This is a genomic window from Streptomyces sp. NPDC028289, assembly GCF_055565975.1.
The window spans coordinates 43,391-63,665 of sequence record NZ_JBVHTI010000009.1 but is presented as its reverse complement, the minus strand read 5'-3'; the positions used below and the strand labels follow the sequence as shown (position 1 = coordinate 63,665).

The window sequence follows — 20,275 nt, the reverse complement described above, 5'->3', positions numbered from 1 at the left end:
CGAAAGAACCGTGCGCCGACTGGAGGGACGGTGTCGGCCCCGCGCAGGCAAAGCTGGAAAAGTCGGCCTTGCCGCGTCATGGGCAGGAAGGCGACGAGAACCCCTGACGGCCTGGGGACACCTGGGGACAGGAGCTCCGGCCCGCGCGACAGGGTGCGAGCCGGAGCGGTGGACGGGGGTACCGGTCAGTCCGCGGGCCGCACCGTCGGCATGGCGAGCGCGACCGGGCCGGTCTTGCAGGAGTCGTGGCAGTCCTTCTCCAGGCTGCAGCACAGCGAGCAGATCGCACCGGAGTGGAACGGGCAGCCCGCCACGTCCGGCCGCTCGAAGCCGGTCGCGCACACCGTGCAGGTCAGCGTGGCCGCCGACGGCAGCCCGTCCGGGCCGAGCAGCGGCTCCGCGAGGTCGTCGACGCGGGCGATGTAGTACTTCCCCTTGGTCAGCACCGCGAACAGCGGCGAGAGCACCATCGCCAGGAACAGCGCGATGAACGGCGAGTACGCCTTGCCGTACTCCCCGAACGCGTTGAAGTACGCGGCGATCGAGACCGCCGACGCGATCAGCATCGAGCCGAAGCCGACCGGGTTGAAGTTGTACAGGTGGGCCCGCTTGAACTCGATGTACGACGGGCTCAGCTTCAGCGGCTTGTTGATGACCAGGTCGGCGACGACCGCGCCGATCCAGGCGATCGCCACGTTGGAGTAGAAGCCCAGCACGGTGTTGAGGAAGCCGAAGACACCGCCCTCCATCAGGGCCAGGGCGATGCCGACGTTGAGGAAGATGTAGACCACGCGCCCGGGGTGACGGTGCGTCAGCCGCGAGAAGAAGTTCGACCAGGACAGCGAACCGGAGTACGCGTTCGTCGAGTTGATCTTTATCTGGGAGAGGATCACGAAGAACGTGGCGAGACCGAGCGCGACCGGCGCCGCGAACGTCTTGAAGCCCGATACGTACTGCTGGATCGGCTCGTTCGCCTTGGCGAGGCCCACACTGCCGGCGATGTAGAAGGCGAGGAACGCGCCGCCGATCTGCTTGGCGGCCCCGAGCACCACCCACCCCGGACCGGCGGAGAGCACCGCGCCCCACCACTTCCGGCCGTTCTCCGGCGTCTTGTCCGGCATGAACCGCAGGTAGTCGACCTGCTCACCGATCTGCGCGATCAGCGACAGCGCGACGCCCGCACCCGCGCCCACCCCGAGCATGCTGATGCTCGACCCGGTCGGCGAGTTGCCCGCGAAGTGCGTGAACTCCGAGAACTTGCCCGGCTCCTGGATCGCGATGGACACGAACGGCGCGACCATCAGCACCAGCCAGACCGGCTGCGTCCACACCTGCATCTTCGACAGCGCGGTCATGCCGTAGATGACCAGCGGCAGGATGATGACCGAGCAGATCAGGTACCCGACGGCCAGCGGGATGTGCAGGCCCAGCTCCAGGGCCTGCGCCATGATCGAGCCTTCGAGGGCGAAGAAGATGAACGTGAAGCTGGCGTAGATGACCGAGGTGAGCGTCGAGCCGAGGTAGCCGAAGCCCGCGCCCCGGGTCAACAGGTCCATGTCGATGGAGTACTTGGCCGAGTAGTACGAGATCGGGATGCCGGTGAGGAAGATGACCACGGCCGCGGTCAGGATCGCCACCAGCGCACTGGAGAAGCCGTTGGAGATGGCGATCGAACCGCCGATGGCGAAGTCCGCGAGATAGGCGATGCCGCCCAGCGCGGTGGTGGCGACCACGTAGGGGGTCCAGCGCCGGAAGGACTTCGGCGCGTACCGCAGCGAGTAGTCCTCCAGCGTGTCGTTCTGCGCCCAGTCGTTGTAGGTCCGCCTGCTGTCCGTGCCACCGGGCGTGCCGCTGCCCGCCCCGCCGTCCGCCACGGCCGGCGGCGCCTCTTTTCCGACGATCTCCGTCACGACTCTTCCCTCTCTCGTCCCCGGTCGTTTGCACGGAAGAGTCGCGGCGCCCTGTTTCCCGAACGTTTCACCTGCTTTAAAAGACAAAGCTTGATACTTCCCATGGGAAGTAATGGGCGCTGTGGGCGAGTTGGGCTCAGAGCTGAGCGACGACGTGGAAGTCGAAGGCGTCCGCCCGCGCCAGGTACAGCCGTTGGGCGAGATGGTTGCCGCGCAGCCGTACGACGCCCCGCGGCCCCTCGTACGACACCGCGTCCCCGACCGCGCACATCGCCCGCACGTCCAGCGACCGGGCCTGCTCGGCCAGGGCCGCCAGCAGCCGCACCCCCTCGAAGCAGGACTCGCCGAGGCTCCCCACCACCGGGGCGTGCACACCGAACCGGGCCGCGTGGCGGGCGCCGAAGTCGAGGCTCTCGGCGGTCGCGAGGGTCTCGAAGAAACCGGCCGCCGCCCAGAGCCCGTCGGTGCCGTCCGCGCCGGTGGCCAGCAGGATGTTCTCGTCCATGTGGGTGCTCAGCCGAAGGCACCGCTGGTGCAGCCCGTACCCGGCGAACGCCCGGTTGAAGCGGGCCGCGTCCGCGCCCACCAGCAGCATCAGCACCGCGTCCGCCTCGCACCGCTCGATCCGGCGCAGCACCGCGGCGAAGCCCTCCGTCCCCAGCGGCACGAACACCTCGTCCCGCACCCGCCCGCCGCACTCCCGCGCGTACGACCGTGCCGTGCGCGCGGTCACTCGGGGCCACACGTAGTCGTTGCCCACCGTGCACCAGCGCCGCACCCCGGCCGCCTCCGCCAGCAGCCGCATCGCGGGCAGCAGTTGGGCGACGTCGGTCTCACCGGTCAGGAAGACACCGGGAGTCCGCTCGCCGCCCTCGTACTGCGCGGTGTAGACGTACGGCACCCGGCCCGCGATCCGGGGCAGCAGCGCCTGCCGTACCGCCGAGGTGTGCCAGCCCACCACCCCGTCCACGGCGCCCAGCGAGACCAGCGCCCCGACCTCGGCCGCCACCAGGGCCGGCGGCGCCCCGCCGTCCACGGTGACCAGCCGGACCTCCCGGCCCAACACCCCGCCCGCGGCGTTCAGTTCCTCCACGGCCAGCCGCGCGGCCGACTCGCACGACGGCCCGAGGACCCCCGCCGGCCCCTGCAGCGGCACGACCAGGGCGAGGAGCAGCGTGCCACTCCCGTCGCTCGGCGGCGCCGGACGCATCGGCCACCTCCGTGCGGGCATGGGGAACGCGGATTCCGGTCCCGGGCCCCGGCGCCGTCGCCAAGACTCGTATTCTGCGCGCACAGTAGACCTACCGGAAGGACACCGGCAATGCCGTCCGTACCCTCCTCGCCGGACCTCGCCCACCTCCTCAGCCATGCCGAGCGGCGGGTCGTGCGGCGGCTGGCCGCGGTGCTGGCCGAGGAGGACTGCACGGTCGAGGAGTGGCGGGTCCTGTCGCTCGTCGGGGACGGCCGGGGGCACCCGATGTCCGAGATCGCCGAGCACGCCCTGATGCCGGCGCCCAGCCTGACCAAGCTCGTCGACCGCATGGTCGCGGACAACCTCGTCCACCGCCGCCCCGACCCGCACGACCGCCGCCGCGTCCTGCTCCACCTCACCCCGCGCGGCGAGGACCTCCACGGCCGTGCCGCCCGCCGGGTCCACGGCGACCAGGCCCGGCTGCTCGAAGAGGTCGGCGACGGGGCGGCCCTGGCGAGTCTCCTCGCGCAGCTCTCGGCGGCGGCCGAGGTCCGGACAGCCGAGGTCCGGGCAACCGAGGTCCGGGCGGCCGGCCCGGGGCCGTCAGTCCTCCCGTAGCCGTATCGCCGCGGCGGGACGCGCCGGTACGCCGGAGGCCAGGCCTGCGGGATCAGGCCGGCGGTCACCAGCCGGTGAACAGCAGATGGTTCAGCAGCAGCCCGAGCAGTGCCTGCGCCGTGAGCCAGGCGCGCGGCCGGGGCAGGAACGCGCAGGCCGACAGCAGCCACATCGCGAACGGCAGCCAGATGCGCTCCGTCTCCGCCTTGCTCATCCCGGACAGGTCGGCGAGCAGCAGGGCCAGCAGGGCGGCGCCCACGAGGAACGCGAGCCGTTTCTCCGCGACCGGCGCGGTTCGGCGGCGGACCGGCACGGCACCCGCCCGCCGCAGCCCGGCCACCGTCGCCGGACCCGTGATGACCACCGTGCAGGCCAGGTTGGCCCACACCCAGTAGCCGTACGGCCGGGTCCCGCCGATCCCCTGGTAGTAGCGGGTGACCAGCAGCCGGTACCCCTGCCACCAGTCGAACCCGGCCAGGGTGAACACGAGCGGGACGACCGCCGCCCCCGCCACCAGCAGCGCGAGGACGACAGGGCGGGCCCGGACCCGGCGCCGGCCGAGCACCAGCACCGCCGCCCCGATCAGCGCGAAGAGCGTCAGGCCGTACGACAGGTAGCAGGTCAGCCCGAACAGCAGCCCCGCACCCGCCGCCCAGGCCACGGACCGGCCGGTCACCGCGAGTGCCAGCAGGGCCACCGTCCAGGCGGCGACCGCCGCGAAGTACCCGTCCGCCGAGGCGCCCACCCACACCGCGGCCGGGGCCATGACCAGGAACGGCGCGGCCCGCCGGGCGAGCCGCTCGTCGGCCAGGGCCCGCACCGCGACCAGCACGGCGACACAGGCCGTCGAACCGGCCGTGATGCACCAGGCGCCCGCCCAGCCGCCGCCGTGCAGCCCGATCCGGTCCAGGAGGACGAAAGTGAGCGTGGCCGCCGGCGGGTGCCCGGCGATGTGGGCCGGCCAGGGCGCCGGGGTGCCGCTGACGATGTGGTGGGTGAAGTCCCGCAGGGTCGCCGGGATGTCGTGGAAGCGGGAGACGACCGTCAGGTACTCGTTCGGGCTGGTGAGCCGGCCCGCCACGCCCCGCTGCCAGCCGTCGACCAGCGCCAGCGACCACGTCCAGGCCAGACAGGCGCCCCAGGCCGCGCCCAGCAGCCCGCGCCAGGGCAGCCGTACGGCCAGGTTCGGCCCGTACGCCACCACGGCGGCCGCGACCAGCACGGCGGCCGGGGTGCCCGGGCCGACGTGCGGGTCCCAGTCGGCGAACAGCGGCGGCCAGTGCACGAACAGGTTGCGGTAGGCGTCCTGGAGATGCCGGCCGACCAGCACGGCGGCGAGCACCAGCAGGGCGGCGGCGAGGACGGCGAGCAGATCGGCGAAGCGGCCGGCGGGATCGGCGGACGGATCGGCGGAGAGATCGGCGGGCCGATCACGGTGCGGAGCGCGGGTCACACCGGAACGCTAGGTCGGCGACCGCGCCGAACCCTGCATCAGGCGGCTGACGTCAGACTTTCGTCATGGGTCGCGCACCCGTTTTGGGGATTTCCCCGGCCTACGGTCGGACCATGAGACCCGACGATCCACGGCTCCCCACCTCACCCGGCTTCTGGCGCAGCCCGCTGCGCGGCACCTGGTTCACCTCGGTGCTCGGCCTGGTGCTGCTCGTCGGCATCACCGTGCTGTTCGTGACGGGACTGGTGTCGTACGCCGCGTACAACCCGGACCTGGCCCCGGTGAACGACCAGACCCCGGACAAGGGCGTCCTCGGCTTCTACCTCTTCTCCTGGCCGACGAACCCGTACTGGCTCTACCGGGTCACCCAGGGCCTGCACGTCACCCTCGGCATCGCCCTGATCCCGGTGCTGCTCGCCAAGCTGTGGTCGGTGGTGCCGAAGCTGTTCACGCTGCCCCCGGCCCGCTCGGTGGCCCACGCCCTGGAACGGGTCTCGCTGCTGCTGCTGGTCGGCGGCGGCCTCTTCGAGTTCACGACCGGCGTCCTCAACGTCCAGCTCGACTACGTCTTCCCAGGCTCCTTCTACCCCCTGCACTTCTACGGTGCCTGGGTGTTCTTCGCCGCGTTCGTGGCGCACGCGGCACTGAAGACGCCGACGGCGCTGCGGGCGGTCCGGGAACGCCAACGGCACCGGGACGAAGGAGAGTTGGAGACCCCCCGGCCGGACGCGCCCACCGTCTCCCGGCGCGGGGCGCTGTGGTTCGTGGGCGGCGCGTCCCTGCTGCTGCTCGTCACGACGGCCGGGCAGAGCATCGGGGGAGTATGGCGCCGCACCGCGCTGCTCGCACCGCACGGCGGAGCCGACCCGGGCAGCGGGCCGAACGGCTTCCAGATCAACAAGACGGCCGCGTACGCCGGGATCGGCGCGTCGGAGACCGGGGACGAGGCATGGCGGCTCGTCGTCACCGGACGCGACGGCCGGACGGTCCGCCTCAGCCGCGCCGAGCTGCTCCGAATGCCCCAGTACAGCGCCGCGCTGCCGATCGCCTGCGTCGAGGGCTGGTCGACCGCCGACCAGTGGTGGCGCGGGGTGCGGCTGCGCGACCTCGCCGCACTGGTCGGCTACGGCACCGCCCCGCCGGACGTGCTCGTCGAGTCGCTCCAGCGGCACGGCGCCTTCCGCCGCGGGGCCCTGCGCGCCAACCAGGTCGCCGACCCGCGCTCCCTGCTCGCCCTCCAGGTGAACGGCGATGACCTGTCCCCCGACCACGGCTACCCGGCGCGCGTGATCGTGCCCGCCGCACCCGGTGTCCTCAACACCAAGTGGGTGGCCCGGATGACCTTCGGAGACCTGTGATGCGCCCGCGCCTTGTCATCGGCAGCCCCCTGCAGATCCTTCTCCTGGCCTGCTCGTTCGCGCTCGCCGCCTACGCCGGCCTTCGGCTGCTGTCCGGCGACTGGCTCGGCGTGGTGCTGTGGGTGGTGGGGGCGGCGCTGCTGCACGACCTGGTCCTGCTGCCGCTGTACGCGCTGGCCGACCGGGCCGTGGCGCGGGGGCTGGGCGTCGCCGGGCGCCGGGTGGGGGTACCGCCCACGCCTTTCGGGCAGCGGGGGAGGACGATGTACGTCCGGGTCCCGGCCGCGCTCTCCGCGCTGCTCCTGCTGGTGTGGTTCCCGCTGATCAGCGGGATGGTGGCCGGGCACTACCGGTCGGCCACCGGCCTCTCCACGGACGGCTACCTGGCCCGCTGGCTGCTGATCACCGCGGTGCTCTTCGGCGGCTCGGCGCTCCTGCTGGCGCGGCGGCTGCGCAGGGCGACGAAGCGGCGCCCGCCGGTCGCCCACTGAGCCTCCGTCTCCCAGCCCCGCGCGTACCGCAGCAGGGCCGGGGTGCCGAGCCGCGCCCAGCGGAAGGGGGCGCCGACGGCCTCCTGGGCGTCGGTGAGGTGGACGTCGGCGCGTTCGTCGACGTCCACCGGCGCGGTCTCGGCGATCAGTAGTCCACCGGGGGCGAGGAGCCCGGCCACCCGGCCGAGCAGGGCGTGCGGGTCGCCGCCGATCCCGACGTTGCCGTCCATGAGCAGGACGGTGCCCCAGCGGCCCTCGCCGGGCAGCGGCTCGAAGACCGAGCGGCGCAGGGCCTGGCCGCCGAGCCGCACGGAGTGGTCCACGGCGGCCGCGCTGACGTCGATGCCGAGGACGGTACGGCCCCGGGCGGCGAGTTCCGCGACCAGCCGCCCGGGGCCGCAGCCGACGTCCAGGACCGCGCCCTCGCAGCGGTCGAGGACGGCCCGGTCGACCGGGTCGGCCCGCGCGCACCACCGCTCGACGTCCAGGGGTAGCAACCAGCCGTCCTTGCGGCGCAGGAACAGCGGGCCGTGCCCGGCGCGCAGGGCGGCGGCGTAGGGGTCGGCGCCGGTCCAGGGGACGGCCGGCGAGGTGGTCATCGGCGCTCCGTTCCGCAGTGCGCCGTGCACCGGGACAGCAGGGCGGCGAACCGGCCGTGCGGGACGAGGGCGGCGACGGCGGCCGCGTCGGCCGCGGTGTCCACGTCCCGCAGCCGGGGCAGGTCGCACACCCGCAGCCCGGCGCCGACGAGACGTTGGCGCTGGACGGCGCCGGTGTGCGGCGCGGACATCGGCACCCCGCGCAGCAGCGCCGGGTCCGGGTCGGCCAGCCCCAGCGCCCAGAACCCGCCGTCCTCGGCTCCACCGAAGTACGCGTCGCACTCCGCGAAGTCCACGGTGAGGAGGGCCGGGGTGACCTGCGGGGTGTCCATGCCGATGAGGAGGGCGGGGCCCGAGCAGCGGGCGAACGCGTCGGCGAGCCGCTCGTCCAGCCCGCCGGCGCACTGCGGTACGACGTCGAAGCCGGGCGGCAGCCAGGGGCCGGGGGCGCCGTCCAGGACCAGGATCCGGCGGGCGGCGGGGGCCGCGGCGACGGCGTCCAGGGTGTCGGCGAGCGAGGCCTCGGCGAGGGCGGCCGCCTGCGCGGGGGAGAAGGGCGGGGTGAGCCGGGTCTTGACCCTGCCGGGGCGGGGTTCCTTGGCGATGACGAGGAGGGTGGTCATGGGGGGTCCTTGGGTGGTGCGGGTGGGTGGGGGCTGAGGTGGGGGCGGGGACGCTCACCGGCGCTTGCCGGGTCCCCCCAGCCTTCGGCCGGGGGACCCCCAGCGCCCACCCGTGCCGCCCTGCGGCACGCCTGCCCGCAGCTGTGTGGCTGACTGACTACAGCGCCCCTTCAGGGGCGCTGGGGGCACCCCCGGCCGAAGGCTGGGGGAGGAACTGCGCGATCAGCCCCCACCGGCCGGCACCCGAGGTCGTTCCTTCAGCACCCGGCTCATGTCCCGCACCGCCTGAAAGGTGCCACGCCAGGTCCCCGTCACCTTGGACGTACCGGTGCGCGGCAGGTACGCCACCTCATGCTCGGTGATCCGCCACCCCGCGTCGGCGGCGCGCACGACCATCTGCAGCGGATAGCCGCTGCGCCGGTCGTCGAGCGACAGCGCGAGCAGCCCCTCGCGGCGAGCGGCCCGCAGCGGACCGAGGTCGTGCAGGCACAGTCCCGTGCGGCGCCGCAGCATCCGCGCCAGCGCCAGATTCCCCGCGCGGGCGTGCGCGGGCCACGCACCCCGCCCCTGCGGACGCCGGCGGCCGAGCACCAAGTCCGCCTCGCCGTCGAGGACTTCCCGCACGAACGGCACGAGAAGCCCCGGGTCCAGCGAGGCGTCGCAGTCGCAGAAGCAGACGATGCCGGCGGTCGCCGCGGTCAGCCCCGCATGGCACGCCGCGCCGAAGCCGCGCCGCGCCTCGTGGACGACGGTCGCCCCGTACGCCCGGGCGATGTCCGCCGAGCCGTCGGTGGAGCCGTTGTCCACCACGAGGGCCCGCCAGCCCGGCGGGATCCGGCCGAGCACCCAGGGCAGGGCCTCCGCCTCGTTCAGACAGGGCAGGACGACGTCCACGTCCGTCGCCGGGAAGGGGGAAGAAGGTGAGGTGGTCACGGCCTTCACCCTACGAACGCGAACCGGGCATACCGGGCCTCGACTGCTTACGAAACGCGGACGTCGCACCCCGGGCCCACTCTCGGCCGCGACACCCCCGACGGCACGGTGCGAGGGTGGAGGCATGCAGCAGCCGTACGAGTCCACCGAGGCCGGGGCCACCGCCGGTGCCGCCCGGATCCTGGTCGTGGACGACGATCCGACCGTCGCCGAGATCGTCTCCGGGTACCTGGACCGCGCCGGGTACCTGGTCGACCACGCCGGCGACGGTCCCACCGCCCTGACCCGCGCCGCCGCCCACTGGCCCGACCTGGTCGTGCTCGACCTGATGCTGCCCGGCATGGACGGCCTGGAGGTCTGCCGGCGGCTGCGCGGCCACGCCCCCGTCCCGGTCATCATGCTCACCGCACGCGGCGACGAGGACGACCGCATCCTCGGACTGGAGGTCGGCGCCGACGACTACGTCACCAAGCCCTTCAGCCCCCGGGAACTGGTCCTGCGGGTGGAGTCGGTGCTGCGCCGCAGCCGCCCCGCCCCCGCCGACCGGTCCTTCTCGTCCGCCGGACTCACCCTCGACCCCGGTGCCCGCCGCGCCACCAAGGACGGCGCCGAACTCGCCCTCACCCTGCGCGAGTTCGACCTCCTCGCCTTCTTCCTGCAGAACCCGGGACGGGCGTACGGCAGGGAGGACCTGATGCGCGCGGTGTGGGGCTGGGACTTCGGCGACCTGTCCACCGTCACGGTCCATGTCCGCCGGCTGCGCGCCAAGGTCGAGGACGATCCGGCCCGGCCACGGCTGATCCAGACGGTGTGGGGCGTCGGCTACCGCTTCGAGCCGAACGGGGAGCACCACCAGGACGATCAGGGTGGCCGGGAAGGGGCGGCCTGACATGCGCGACACCTTCCTCATCGCCCTGTACGCCTTCGCCGGCGCCGCCGGCACCGGACTGCTCGGTGCGGCCGCGCTGCGCCTGCTGCGGCGCCGCTCGCTGACCGCGTCCCTCACCGTGGTCGCCGCCGTCGGCGTGGTCGCGATGCTCGCCGGCACCCTGGCCGTCGCCTGGGCGATGTTCCTCTCCCCGCACGACCTGTCGGTGGTGACCACGGTCGTCGCGATGGCGGCCGTGGTGTCCCTCGCGACCGCACTCGTACTGGGCCGCTGGGTCGTCGCCCGCAGCCGTGAACTCGTCCTCGCGGCACGCTCGTTCGGCGAGGACGGCGACTTCGCCGCACCGCCGGTCCCGGCCACCGCCGAACTGGCCGAGGTGAGCCGCGAACTGGCGGCGACGAGCGCGAAACTCGCCGAGTCCCGGGAGCGGGAGCGGGCGTTGGAGACCTCACGCCGGGAACTCGTCGCCTGGATCTCGCACGACCTGCGCACCCCGCTGGCCGGTCTGCGTGCCATGTCGGAGGCCCTGGAGGACGGCGTCGCCACCGACCCCGACCGCTATCACAAGCAGATCCGCACCGAGGTCGAGCGCCTCAACGACATGGTCGGCGACCTCTTCGAACTCTCCCGCATCCACGCGGGCACCCTCGCGCTGAGCCCGAGCCGGATGTCGGTCTACGACCTCGTCGGAGACGCCCTCGCGGGTGTCGACCCGCTGGCCCGCGAGTACGGCGTACGGCTGGTCGGCGACCGGGTGGAGCAGGTGCCGGTCGAGGTGGACGGCAAGGAGATGAGCCGGGTGCTGGGCAACCTGCTGGTGAACGCCATCCGCCGGACGCCCCCCGACGGCACGGTCGCGGTCGCCGCCGAGCGGTCGGCCGAGGGCGCGGTCGTCCTGTCCGTCACGGACGGCTGCGGCGGCATCCCCGAGGAGGACCTGCCCCGCGTCTTCGACACCGGCTGGCGCGGCACCCACGCCCGGACCCCGCCGGCCGGAGCCGGCCTCGGCCTCGCCATCGTGCGCGGGATCGTCGAGGCCCACCGGGGCCGGGCCACCGTGCACAACATCCCCGGCGGCTGCCGCTTCGAGGTCACCCTCCCGGCGGCGCCGTAGCTCATCACGCCCGCGCGAACTCCCGCATCCCGTCAGCGAACCCGACCTCGGCCTTCCAGCCCAGTTCGGCCCGCAGCCGTGCGGAGTCGGCGGTGATGTGCCGTACGTCGCCCAGCCGGTACTCCCCGGTGACCACCGGCGAGGGCCCGCCGTGCGCCTCGGCGAGCGCGCGGGCCATCTCGCCGACGGTGTGCGGCTCGCCGCTTCCGGTGTTGTACGCGGTCAGCACACCCGGCGCCGGCCGTGCCTCCAGCGCCACCGCGTTGGCGGCGGCCACGTCCCGGACGTGCACGAAGTCCCGGCGCTGCCGCCCGTCCTCGTACACCCGGGGCGCCTCGCCTCGGGCGAGCGCGGAACGGAAGAAGGCGGCGACGCCCGCGTAGGGGGTGTCGCGGGGCATCCGGGGCCCGTACACGTTGTGGTAGCGGAGCGACACCGCCGACCCGCCCGTCGACCGGGCCCACGCGGCGGCCAGGTGCTCCTGGGCCAGCTTGGTCGTGGCGTACACGTTGCGCGGATCGACGGGCGCGTCCTCATCGACGAGCCCCGGCGTCAACTCGGCCCCGCACACCGGGCAGTTCGGCTCGAACCGCCCCGCGTCCAGGTCGGCGACCGCGCGCGGCCCGGGCCGTACGACACCGTGCCGCGGGCACTCGTACCGCCCCTCCCCGTACACGACCATCGACCCGGCCAGCACGAGGTGCCGTACCCCCGCCTCGGCCATCGCGGAGAGCAGCACGGCCGTACCGAGGTCGTTGCGCGAGACGTACTCCGCCGCGTCACCGAACCCGACCCCGAGGCCGACCATCGCGGCCTGGTGGCAGACCGCGTCGACGCCCGCGAGGGCCCGCCCCACCGCCACCGGACTGCGCACGTCGGCGCCCGCATCGTCCCGGACGTCGAACACGACCGGCTCGTGCCCGCGCGCGGTCAGCGCCTCGACGACATGGGACCCGATGAACCCGGCACCGCCGGTGACCAGTACACGCATGGGGCCACGCTAGGCGCGCGCGGCCCCCGGACCACGCGCCCACGCCCGCACGTCACGACTCCGTAAGGCGCGCGGCGGCCGACGCGTCACTCCGTTCCGTGGCCTCAGTAGCCGGCCAGCAGCGTGCGCACCCTGCGCAGGGTCTCCGGTCCGGCGGCGCTGTGCCAGCGGGCCGGGTCGGCGGGGCGGCGGCCCCACAGCAGCAGGACGCGTACGGCCGCGTCGCTCTCGATCGTCGCGGGGCCCTCGGGCGTGGCGAGCCGGATGCCGGCGCCGTCCGCGTCGGCGGTCACCACGACGTCGTCCATGCCGGGGGTGCGCAGCCGGCCCTCGATCCGCCCCTCCGGACCCAGATCGAGACCGGTGCGGCCGCGCTCCAGCAGCGGCCGACCGACCGACGTCACGCTGTGCTCCGTCATCCACGGCTCGTTGAGCGCCCGCACCGCCGTACGGTCGTCGCCGGTCAGGTCCCAGCGGTGCAGGATGAGCTCCTCCCGCATGTGCTCGGCGAAGAAGGGGACCTTCACCGTCCGGCCGGTCCACATCACCTCGGTGTCCGGCGAGAGGTCCTGGGCGGCGGCCGCGGCGACCTCGCTGAGCTTCTCGCAGCGGCTCAGGAACGCCGCCCACAGCTCGGCGTCCGACATCAGCCGGTAGGGTTCCTCGCGGTCGAAGCCCCTGGTCTCCACCGGCGCACCGGCGAGGAACGCCTGCAGCACCCGGGCCAGTTCCTCGGCGTTGCCGGGCTGGTGGGCCAGGACGTCCCGCACCGTCCACGCCTCGCACCACGTACCGTCGTCGGGCCGCCGCCCCTGGACGGCGTGCACGAAAGGGGCCAGCTCCGGCAGGGTCTCCTCGACCCGAGAGGGAATCATGCGCCATGGGTAGCCGGACCCGCCGCCGCCCAAACGCCCCCCACAGAGCCCGGCGGAGGCGGCCGGGCCCGCCTGTTGAACGGCCCGGCCGGGGGTCACGTACCTGTCGCTGTGGGCGGCACCGTGCCGCCCGAAGGCACCGGCGGTGCGCGGCAGCCGGTGTGCAGAGGAAGGGCTGAACCATTTCAGTGGATGCGAGTCGACCGGCCGGCAGTGCTCTCGACCTGGCCGTCCCCGTACGCCGGGAGGAGACCGGGACCGGGGACGGGAACGCGGCACAGGTCCGTCCGCGGGCGCACGCGCAGGTGCGGGGCCTGGACGGCCTCCGCGGCCTGGCGGCGCTGTACGTCGTCCTGTTCCACTGCTGGCTGTACACCTTCCCGGGCTATCCGCACAGTTCGGCACCCCCGTGGCTGGGCGGGCTGATGTTCGGGCGCCTCGCCGTCGTCTTCTTCCTGGTGCTGTCCGGGTTCTCCCTGGCGATCTCCCCGGCGCGGCACGGCTGGCGGACGGCCGGTGTCCGCGAGTTCCTGCGCCGACGCGCCTGGCGCATCCTCCCCCCGTACTGGGCGGCCCTGGCCATGAGCCTGCTGGTCTCGTGGTTCGTGGTGCCGGCCTCGCACTTCGGGCCGCCCACCGGCGCGACCGTCGTGGTGTACGGCCTGGTCGCCCAGGACATGGTCACCGCCCCGACGCCGAACGGCGCGTTCTGGTCGATAGGAGTGGAGTCCGAGCTCTACCTCCTCTTCCCCCTTCTCCTCCTCGTCCGCCGGCGCTGGGGCGCCGCGGTGCTGGCCGCTTCGGTGACGCTTCCGGTGGTCGTCATCGGCCTGACGGCGGCCGGCGCCAACCCGGTGGAGGGCGACAACTGGCTCGCTCCCCATCTCGCTCCGGTGTTCGCCGCAGGTGTGGCGGGCGCGGGGATCGTCACCGCCTCGGACAGGGTGCGACGACTGCCGTGGGGGTGGTTCGCCGTCCTGGCCGCCCTGCCGGTCCTGGCCCTCGGCGCCGTCCGGGGTTCCGCCTGGACGGTGAACCACTACTTCTGGATCGACCTCGCCATCGCTCCGGCCATGACGATGCTGCTCGCCGCCGTCGCGACCGGAAGGCCCGCCGTCCTCGTACGGCTCCTGACCGCGCGCCCCGTCCACGGCCTCGGCGGTTTCTCCTACAGCCTCTACCTGATCCATCTTCCGATCGTCCTGGCCGTGATTCGCCGGGTCGCCCCGCATTTCGTGTCACCGGGACTGCCCACGTTCTGGTTCACGCTGGCGGTGGGCCTGCCGGTTTCGGTCGTTTCGGCGTGGCTGTTCTCCAAGCTCTTCGAAATACCTTTCAAACGGAACAGGTCCTGGAAATCGCTGCTCGCGGCCCGTTCCCGCGCGTGAGAAAGGGCCCGGCCCGCTTCCGGCCGGGCCCTCGGTCCGCCGTCAGCCCGTCGCCGTCGATTTCTGGCCGGAGGGAGTGACGGCGTACCACTCCTGGTCCTTCCCCTCGCCGTTGGTCTGTCCGGCCGCCGTGTCGCCCACGTACCGGTAGAGCGGCCAGCCGGCGAGGGTGAGCTGTGTCTCGCCGTTCCGGTGGACCGTGCCGAGGAGGCTCTTCTCCACCCCCGAGGTCTGTACGGACTCCGGCACGATCACCGGCAGCCAGGTCTTGGTGCAGGCGCCGGAGCACGTCCACTTGGAGGGGTTCGGCTGGTCCTTGTCGTAGCGGTAGAGGGTCAGCCCCTTGTCGTCGGTGACGATGCTGCCCAGCCCCTGGGCCGCCCTGGTCAGCACGGCGGCGGTGGTGGCCGGCTGCCCGCTCGCGCTGCCGGCGGCGGGAGCCGGCGTGGAGGCGGCCGGATCCGACGCGGCCGGGGTCGCCGACGTGACCGGGGCGGCCGGGGCGGCGTTGCCGGTGCCGGTGCCGTTCGAGGAGCCGCACGCCCCCAGCAGGAAAGCGGAGGCGAGCCCCAGGGCGAGGCTCGGACCGATGCGTCGCGGGATCAAGGAAGGTGCCCTTCGTCGGAGTCGCGTCTACCTGGCCCTGAGTACGTCGGCCGCCTCCCGTCCGCTCAGCCGCCGCGATCACGTGACGCACTCTTGACCCGCGCCCGACGCCCGCAGCGTGATCGTGGGGACGACCGGCGGCGCGCCCGCGTTCGCAGCGACCCGGCCGTCCGGCAAGGCCACCGCGTCCGACTCCCTGGCCTTCGACCCCGACGCGTACACCGAGATCACGACGACGATCTCCACCGACGACGGCGACAAGGAGGTCACCTACCACTTCTGGTCGGCCATCACCTACGTGACCGACCCGGTGGACGAGACCTACCAGAGCCTGACCGTCAGCGTTCCCGTGTCGATCGACGGCACCGCCGTGGACGCCGCCGACGCCCCGATCCTCGTCTCCGACTCGATCGGCGGCTACCTCCCCTCCTCGGTGTCGACCAAGACAGGCGTGAGCAGCAGCCGGGCGCAGCCGGCGATGGCGGCCGGGTACGTCGCGGTGGAGCCGGGCGCCCGGGGCCGGACCCTGGTGGACTCCAGCGGCGACTACTACGGCACCGCGCCGGCGGCGCCCTGTCGGCCCTGCTGGGAGCCTCCGGCGGCAGCTCGCTGTACGGCAGTTGCCTCAGCGAACTCGGCGCGGCCGACGCCGACGACATCGTCTACGCCACCGGCGCCTGGTGCCCCGTCACCGACCTGGAGAACGCCGACGGCGCCTACGAGTGGAACTGGGGAACCGACACGCCCAGCAGCGGCGAGGAGGTCGACCAGGACGTCTCCGCTGGGACGGTTCGTCGGCCACGTTCTCCTGGTCCGACTACCTCGACCACGTCGGGTCCCGCGGCAAGGACGCCCCGGCCTTCGACGCCTTCGACCTGTCGGCCGGCGAGAACAACGAGTTCGGCGTCGACACCACCGAGGCCCGGCACTTCACCGACTACAGCCTGGCCAACGACACCTCCGGCACCGGCGGCACGTCACTGGACAGCGACATCCCCGGCAAGCTGGAGATGATGAACCCGATGTACTTCATCCCCCAGCCTTCGGCCGGGGGTACCCCCGGCGCCCCGAAGGGGCGCCGCCGCCCGGGTCACCGCGAGAGCGAGAGCAGGTGCCACTGCCAGGCGTCGAGGGCGACGAACAGGCCCGGGTCGGCCAGTTCGTCGCCCTGCCGGTCGTAGGTGTTCCCGTCGAGCAGCCCGGTCAGTCGGCAGGAGCGGCCCCGGAGTCCGTCCCAGGGCAGGGGAACCCGCCCCTGGGCGGGCTCCCCGGAGTAGTTGACGACCACGAGGCAGTGGTCCCGTGCCGTGGTCCAGGACCAGGCGAGCAGACTGCGGTGGGTGTCGTTGTCAGGCCAGCCGGTGCAGGCCAGCAGCTGCCAGTCGCCCTCGCGCACGGGGGCCACGGCGGCCACGAGGCGTTCGTGGAAGTCGCGCAGGGACGCGTCGGCGGGCTCCTCGGGCCGGCGCGACAGGAACACGGGCAGGCGGATCCGGCGGCCCTCGAACTGGCCCTCGTGCCAGAGGGTCGCGCCGGGCAGGGTGGCCACGGCCACGGCCGCCGCCCGTTCCCTGTCGCCCGGCAGGGCGGCGGCCGCCCGGGGTTCGTCGTGGTTCTCCAGGAACCGGACGAGTCCGCGCTGGTAGCCGAGGCCGGCCTGCACATGGGCGCGGACGGAGCCGGCGTCCTCGTGGACCAGCCGGTCGTAGAGCCGCTTGTCGTAGCAGTGGTCGAAGCCCTGCTGCTGGAGCGCCCATTCGAGGTCCCAGTACGCCTCCGCGACGAAGAGCAGGCCGGGGTGGCGCTCCCGCACCCGGCGGACGACGTACGGCCAGAAGTCCTCGACGGGGGCCTGCCCCGCCCGCTCGCCCCAGGTCCTGGCGAACACGTCGTTCATCGGAAGCATCGCCATGTCGCAGCGCACGCCGTCGGCCTGGTCGCCGATCGACACCAGCGTCTCGACCGTCGCGGTACGGAGCCGCTCGCTGAAGGCGTTCAGCTGGACCACGTCCGGCCAGGGCGGGAAGTAGGGGTCACGGCCCCGGGCGAACACGGTCCCGGCGGTCTCCAGGAACGCCTCCGGCGAGCGGGCCAGGTCCTCCGGCGTGCCCTGGACCAGGCAGTCCGGGCGCTCGGTGAGCCAGGGGTGGTCGGGGGCCACGTGGTTGGGGACGTAGTCCAGGATCAGGCGCACTCCGCGCGCGGCGAGTTCGGCCCGTGCAGCGGCCAGTCCCTCGGGGCCGCCGAGGGACCGGTCCACGACGTAGTCCCGTACGCAGTACGGCGATCCGGCGATGTCCGCCTCGGTGAGGCCGGGCAGCGCCTCGCGGAAGGAGGCGAGCAACTCCTCGTCGCCCAGGGCGATCCGCAGCCCGGCCGGGCTGCGCTCCCACACGCCCATCAGCCACACGGTGTCCACGCCCGGCCGCGCGACCCCGTCCCAGACCTCGCCGGGCACCTCGCCCAGGGTGACGGGACGCCCGTACCGTTCTCGCAGCTCGCCGAGCCAGACAAGGGTGTTGATCTCGTAGATCACCGTCATGACAGCGGCTCCTCCCGCAGGGCGCCCCAGTCTCCCGCGCCGACGACCCGGAACAGGGTGGCGGTGACCGCGGCCAGGCCGGTCCAGCCGGTCTGGTGGGAGGCGCCGAGGCCGGCGCCGTTGTCGCCGTGGAAGTACTCGTAGAACAGGATCAGGTCCTTCCAGTGCGGGTCCTTGGCGAACTCGGGCCGGGCGCCGTGCACCGGGCGGTGGCCGTCCTCGTCGCTCAGGAAGGTCGAGGTGAGCCGGCCGGAGATCTCGCGGGCGACCTCGTACAGGTTCAGCCGCCGGCCCGAACCGGTCGGGCACTCCACGGTGAACCCGTCGCCGTGGTAGGCGTGCAGGTTCAGCAGGGCGCGGACGAGCAGCAGGTTGACCGGGAACCACACCGGGCCACGCCAGTTGGAGTTGCCGCCGAACATGCCCGAGTCGGACTCGGCGGGCAGGTAGCCGACGCCGTACGTCTCCCCCTCGAACGTGTAGGGATGCGCCGCGTGGTGGCGGGACAGGGAGCGGATGCCGTGCGGGCCGAGGAACTCCTCCTCGTCGAGCATGCGGGCCAGGATCCGGCGCAGCCGGTCCTCGCCGAACAACGCGAACAGGTGCCGTCCCTCCGCGCCGGACCCGAGGACGTCGTGCGAGGCGACCAGGCCCTCGACGGCCGGGTGCCGCCGTACGAACTCACGTGCTCCCTCCACGAGTTCCGGGAACCGGCGGTCGGTCCAGGCAGCGACCACACTGGTCGCGACGAGCGGGATGAGACCGACCAGCGAGCGCACCCTGAGCGGGGTGGCGCTGCCGTCGGGCAGGCGCAGCACGTCGTAGAAGAAGCCGTCCTCCTCGTCCCACAGACTCGCGTTGTCCTTGCCGATGCGGTTCATGGCGACGGCGATCCACGCGAAGTGCTCGAAGAGCGTCTGCGCCTGCTCGATGTACACCGGGTTCTCCGCCGCCAGCTCGACGGCGATCTCCAGCAGGTTCTGGCAGTACAGCGCCATCCAGGCGGTGCCGTCGGCCTGGTCGAGGTGGCCGCCGGTGGGCAGCGGCGCGCTGCGGTCAAAGACGCCGATGTTGTCCAGGCCGAGGAAACCGCCCTGGAAGACGTTGTTGCCGTCGGCGTCCTTGCGGTTGAGCCACCAGGCGAGGTTCTTCATCAGCTTCTGGAAGGCGTTCTCCAGGAAGGCGCGGTCACCGCGGCCGGTGCGGTGCTTCTCCAGCTCGTAGACGAAGAGGACGGCCCAGGCGTGCACGGGCGGGTTGACGTCGCCGAAGTTCCATTCGTACGCCGGGATCTGGCCGTTGGGATGCAGGTACAGGCGGCGCAGCAGCAGCTCCAGCTGCGACTTGGCGAACCCGATGTCGACCATGGACAGCGCGATGGCGTGGAAGGCGAGGTCCCAGGCCGCGAACCACGGGTACTCCCACGTGTCCGGCATCGACATGATCTCGTCGTTGACCATGTGGTACCAGGCGCTGTTGCGGACGCGCGGGTCGGCGGCGAGCGGATCGACGCCGTGCTCGGCCAGCCAGCGCTCCACGTCGAGGTAGTAGTACTGCTTGCTCCACAGCATCCCGGCCAGTGCCTGCCGCACCAGCCGCCGCTCGTCCTCGCCCAGGCCGTCCGGGGCGACGCCCTCGAAGAAGGCGTCGGCCTCGGCCCGGCGGGTGTCCAGCACCGACCCGAACCCGCTCCACGGATCGGCGGGTTCACCGTCCGTCAGGCGCAGACGGACGGTGGCGCTGCCGCCGGCGGGCAGGGTGAGCACCTGGTGGACGGCGGCCTTGGTGCCGGTCCGTGCGGGATTGACGGCGGCCTGCTCGCCGTGGACGACGTACCGGCCGATGCCGTCCTTGACGTAGGGGGTGGCGTTGGGGCTGCCGAAGATCCGCTCGTTGTCGGTGTCGTTCTCGGTGAAGAGAGTCTCCGCCGCACCCTCGAAGTACAGTCGGCGCGGCCCGAGTTCCTCGTGGTCGGCGAGGATCGCGCCGTCCGCGTGCCGCAGGCCGGGCACCGCGGTGCCGCCCGCCCACGACCAGGTGTGCCGGAACCACAGCGTCGGCAGCAGATGGAGCGTGGCCTCGTCGGGTCCGCGGTTGTGCGCGGTGATCTCGACGAGCAGGTCCTCGGGGCCGGCCTTGGCGTACTCCACGAACACGTCGAAGTAGCGGTCCTCGTCGAAGACACCGGTGTCCAGCAGCTCGTACTCGGACTCGCCGCGCCCGCGGTCCCGGTTGACGGCCACGAGCTCGTCGTACGGGAACTCCGCCTGCGGGTACTTGTAGAGGAACTTCATGTACGAATGGGTCGGCGTGCTGTCGAGGTGGAAGTAGTACTCCTTGACGTCCTCACCGTGGTTGCCCTCGGCGTTGGTGAGGCCGAACATCCGCTCCTTGAGGATCGGGTCACGGCCGTTCCACAGCGCGAGTGCCAGGCACAGCCGCTGCTTGTCGTCGCTGACGCCCGCGATGCCGTCCTCGCCCCAGCGGTAGGCCCGGGAGCGGGCCTGGTCATGGGTGAAGTACGACCAGGCGTCGCCGTCGGGGCTGTAGTCCTCGCGCACCGTGCCCCACTGCCGCTCGCTCAGGTACGGCCCCCAGCGCCGCCACGCCACCCGCCCCGCGTCGGCCGCCGCCAGCCGCAGCCGCTCGGCGTCGGCCCTGCCGCCGTTCTCCGTGTCATCCGCCATCGCACG

General features: G+C 73.0%; 19 protein-coding genes. 7 read left to right on the top strand and 12 right to left on the bottom strand.

Translation table 11 applies throughout. The annotated features are described in order from the left end of the window. Positions 1 to 185 precede the first annotated feature (185 nt). Together ACZ4UV_RS40160 and ACZ4UV_RS40155 are read right to left on the bottom strand one after the other, a co-directional pair. Positions 186 to 1,910, bottom strand: coding sequence for a purine-cytosine permease family protein (locus tag ACZ4UV_RS40160; protein WP_467844909.1), 1,725 nt, complete (start codon positions 1,908 to 1,910; stop codon positions 186 to 188). 136 nt (positions 1,911 to 2,046) lie between these two features. Next, a complete protein-coding gene (locus tag ACZ4UV_RS40155) occupies positions 2,047 to 3,120 on the bottom strand; it encodes a substrate-binding domain-containing protein (RefSeq protein ID WP_451020700.1) in 1,074 nt (357 codons plus the stop codon). 111 nt (positions 3,121 to 3,231) lie between these two features. Here ACZ4UV_RS40155 and ACZ4UV_RS40150 point away from each other — a divergent pair, with 111 nt between their 5' ends. Beyond that, on the top strand, positions 3,232 to 3,720 hold the full coding sequence (locus ACZ4UV_RS40150) for a MarR family winged helix-turn-helix transcriptional regulator (protein WP_451020699.1): 489 nt from the start codon (positions 3,232 to 3,234) through the stop codon (positions 3,718 to 3,720). A gap of 64 nt (positions 3,721 to 3,784) precedes the next feature. Here ACZ4UV_RS40150 and ACZ4UV_RS40145 read toward each other — a convergent pair whose 3' ends face one another. After that, positions 3,785 to 5,173 (bottom strand): hypothetical protein, encoded by a 1,389-nt coding sequence (locus ACZ4UV_RS40145; RefSeq protein WP_467844905.1) that lies wholly within the window; start codon positions 5,171 to 5,173, stop codon positions 3,785 to 3,787. Positions 5,174 to 5,286: 113 nt separating this feature from the next. Between ACZ4UV_RS40145 and ACZ4UV_RS40140 the strand changes: the two genes are divergently transcribed. Both ACZ4UV_RS40140 and ACZ4UV_RS40135 read left to right on the top strand, forming a co-directional pair. After that, on the top strand, positions 5,287 to 6,531 hold the full coding sequence (locus ACZ4UV_RS40140) for a molybdopterin-dependent oxidoreductase (protein WP_451020697.1): 1,245 nt from the start codon (positions 5,287 to 5,289) through the stop codon (positions 6,529 to 6,531). Then, a complete protein-coding gene (locus ACZ4UV_RS40135; RefSeq protein ID WP_467844902.1) occupies positions 6,531 to 7,022 on the top strand; it encodes a hypothetical protein in 492 nt (163 codons plus the stop codon). Before ACZ4UV_RS40140 ends, ACZ4UV_RS40135 begins: the two co-directional genes overlap by 1 nt. Here the strand turns inward: ACZ4UV_RS40135 and ACZ4UV_RS40130 are convergent. The 3 genes from ACZ4UV_RS40130 to ACZ4UV_RS40120 all read right to left on the bottom strand — a co-directional run bounded on the left by ACZ4UV_RS40130 (position 6,911) and on the right by ACZ4UV_RS40120 (position 9,186). Then, entirely contained in the window at positions 6,911 to 7,621 is a 711-nt protein-coding gene (locus ACZ4UV_RS40130) for a class I SAM-dependent methyltransferase (RefSeq protein WP_467844899.1), read from the bottom strand. The two genes, ACZ4UV_RS40135 and ACZ4UV_RS40130, sit on opposite strands and share 112 nt — an antisense overlap. Then, entirely contained in the window at positions 7,618 to 8,244 is a 627-nt protein-coding gene (locus ACZ4UV_RS40125) for a TIGR04282 family arsenosugar biosynthesis glycosyltransferase (protein ID WP_467844897.1), read from the bottom strand. The genes ACZ4UV_RS40130 and ACZ4UV_RS40125 overlap by 4 nt, the downstream gene beginning before the upstream one ends. Positions 8,245 to 8,466: 222 nt before the next feature. After that, positions 8,467 to 9,186, bottom strand: a complete 720-nt coding sequence (locus ACZ4UV_RS40120) for a glycosyltransferase family 2 protein (RefSeq protein ID WP_467844894.1) — start codon at positions 9,184 to 9,186, stop codon at positions 8,467 to 8,469. Positions 9,187 to 9,301: 115 nt separating this feature from the next. On the opposite strand from ACZ4UV_RS40120, the gene ACZ4UV_RS40115 reads away from it, so the two are divergent. Further along, entirely contained in the window at positions 9,302 to 10,066 is a 765-nt protein-coding gene (locus ACZ4UV_RS40115; RefSeq protein WP_451022336.1) for a response regulator transcription factor, read from the top strand. 1 nt (position 10,067) lies between these two features. Beyond that, entirely contained in the window at positions 10,068 to 11,180 is a 1,113-nt protein-coding gene (locus ACZ4UV_RS40110) for a sensor histidine kinase (protein ID WP_451022337.1), read from the top strand. A 4-nt stretch (positions 11,181 to 11,184) separates the two neighbouring features. On the opposite strand, the gene ACZ4UV_RS40105 is transcribed toward ACZ4UV_RS40110, so the two are convergent. Continuing rightward, positions 11,185 to 12,171, bottom strand: a complete 987-nt coding sequence (locus ACZ4UV_RS40105; RefSeq protein ID WP_451022338.1) for an NAD-dependent epimerase/dehydratase family protein — start codon at positions 12,169 to 12,171, stop codon at positions 11,185 to 11,187. A 104-nt stretch (positions 12,172 to 12,275) separates the two neighbouring features. Beyond that, positions 12,276 to 13,046, bottom strand: a complete 771-nt coding sequence (locus ACZ4UV_RS40100) for a maleylpyruvate isomerase N-terminal domain-containing protein (RefSeq protein WP_467844889.1) — start codon at positions 13,044 to 13,046, stop codon at positions 12,276 to 12,278. A gap of 188 nt (positions 13,047 to 13,234) precedes the next feature. Here ACZ4UV_RS40100 and ACZ4UV_RS40095 point away from each other — a divergent pair, with 188 nt between their 5' ends. Further along, positions 13,235 to 14,434, top strand: coding sequence for an acyltransferase family protein (locus ACZ4UV_RS40095; protein ID WP_451022340.1), 1,200 nt, complete (start codon positions 13,235 to 13,237; stop codon positions 14,432 to 14,434). Positions 14,435 to 14,476: 42 nt separating this feature from the next. Here the strand turns inward: ACZ4UV_RS40095 and ACZ4UV_RS40090 are convergent, their stop codons facing one another. Together ACZ4UV_RS40090 and ACZ4UV_RS40085 are read right to left on the bottom strand one after the other, a co-directional pair. Further along, a complete protein-coding gene (locus ACZ4UV_RS40090; protein ID WP_467844886.1) occupies positions 14,477 to 15,040 on the bottom strand; it encodes a hypothetical protein in 564 nt (187 codons plus the stop codon). A 78-nt stretch (positions 15,041 to 15,118) separates the two neighbouring features. Then, positions 15,119 to 15,310 (bottom strand): hypothetical protein, encoded by a 192-nt coding sequence (locus ACZ4UV_RS40085; RefSeq protein ID WP_451022342.1) that lies wholly within the window; start codon positions 15,308 to 15,310, stop codon positions 15,119 to 15,121. A gap of 452 nt (positions 15,311 to 15,762) precedes the next feature. On the opposite strand from ACZ4UV_RS40085, the gene ACZ4UV_RS40080 reads away from it, so the two are divergent. Next, positions 15,763 to 16,221, top strand: coding sequence for a hypothetical protein (locus ACZ4UV_RS40080; protein WP_467844883.1), 459 nt, complete (start codon positions 15,763 to 15,765; stop codon positions 16,219 to 16,221). Here the strand turns inward: ACZ4UV_RS40080 and ACZ4UV_RS40075 are convergent. Both ACZ4UV_RS40075 and ACZ4UV_RS40070 read right to left on the bottom strand, forming a co-directional pair. After that, positions 16,131 to 17,582, bottom strand: a complete 1,452-nt coding sequence (locus ACZ4UV_RS40075; protein ID WP_467844881.1) for an alpha-amylase — start codon at positions 17,580 to 17,582, stop codon at positions 16,131 to 16,133. The two genes, ACZ4UV_RS40080 and ACZ4UV_RS40075, sit on opposite strands and share 91 nt — an antisense overlap. After that, positions 17,579 to 20,269 (bottom strand): MGH1-like glycoside hydrolase domain-containing protein, encoded by a 2,691-nt coding sequence (locus tag ACZ4UV_RS40070; protein ID WP_467844878.1) that lies wholly within the window; start codon positions 20,267 to 20,269, stop codon positions 17,579 to 17,581. The genes ACZ4UV_RS40075 and ACZ4UV_RS40070 overlap by 4 nt, the downstream gene beginning before the upstream one ends. Between the last annotated feature and the right edge of the window lie 6 nt (positions 20,270 to 20,275).

Excerpts from the sequence above, each read along its gene's own strand:
- ACZ4UV_RS40155 (WP_451020700.1), bottom strand. The coding sequence starts at position 3,120 with ATGCGTCCGGCGCCGCCGAGCGACGGGAGTGGCACGCTGCTCCTCGCC.
- ACZ4UV_RS40150 (WP_451020699.1), top strand. The coding sequence starts at position 3,232 with ATGCCGTCCGTACCCTCCTCGCCGGACCTCGCCCACCTCCTCAGCCAT.
- ACZ4UV_RS40140 (WP_451020697.1), top strand. The coding sequence starts at position 5,287 with ATGAGACCCGACGATCCACGGCTCCCCACCTCACCCGGCTTCTGGCGC.
- ACZ4UV_RS40135 (WP_467844902.1), top strand. The coding sequence starts at position 6,531 with ATGCGCCCGCGCCTTGTCATCGGCAGCCCCCTGCAGATCCTTCTCCTG.
- ACZ4UV_RS40130 (WP_467844899.1), bottom strand. The coding sequence starts at position 7,621 with ATGACCACCTCGCCGGCCGTCCCCTGGACCGGCGCCGACCCCTACGCC.
- ACZ4UV_RS40125 (WP_467844897.1), bottom strand. The coding sequence starts at position 8,244 with ATGACCACCCTCCTCGTCATCGCCAAGGAACCCCGCCCCGGCAGGGTC.
- ACZ4UV_RS40115 (WP_451022336.1), top strand. The coding sequence starts at position 9,302 with ATGCAGCAGCCGTACGAGTCCACCGAGGCCGGGGCCACCGCCGGTGCC.
- ACZ4UV_RS40110 (WP_451022337.1), top strand. The coding sequence starts at position 10,068 with ATGCGCGACACCTTCCTCATCGCCCTGTACGCCTTCGCCGGCGCCGCC.
- ACZ4UV_RS40105 (WP_451022338.1), bottom strand. The coding sequence starts at position 12,171 with ATGCGTGTACTGGTCACCGGCGGTGCCGGGTTCATCGGGTCCCATGTC.
- ACZ4UV_RS40100 (WP_467844889.1), bottom strand. The coding sequence starts at position 13,046 with ATGATTCCCTCTCGGGTCGAGGAGACCCTGCCGGAGCTGGCCCCTTTC.
- ACZ4UV_RS40075 (WP_467844881.1), bottom strand. The coding sequence starts at position 17,582 with ATGACGGTGATCTACGAGATCAACACCCTTGTCTGGCTCGGCGAGCTG.
- ACZ4UV_RS40070 (WP_467844878.1), bottom strand. The coding sequence starts at position 20,269 with ATGGCGGATGACACGGAGAACGGCGGCAGGGCCGACGCCGAGCGGCTG.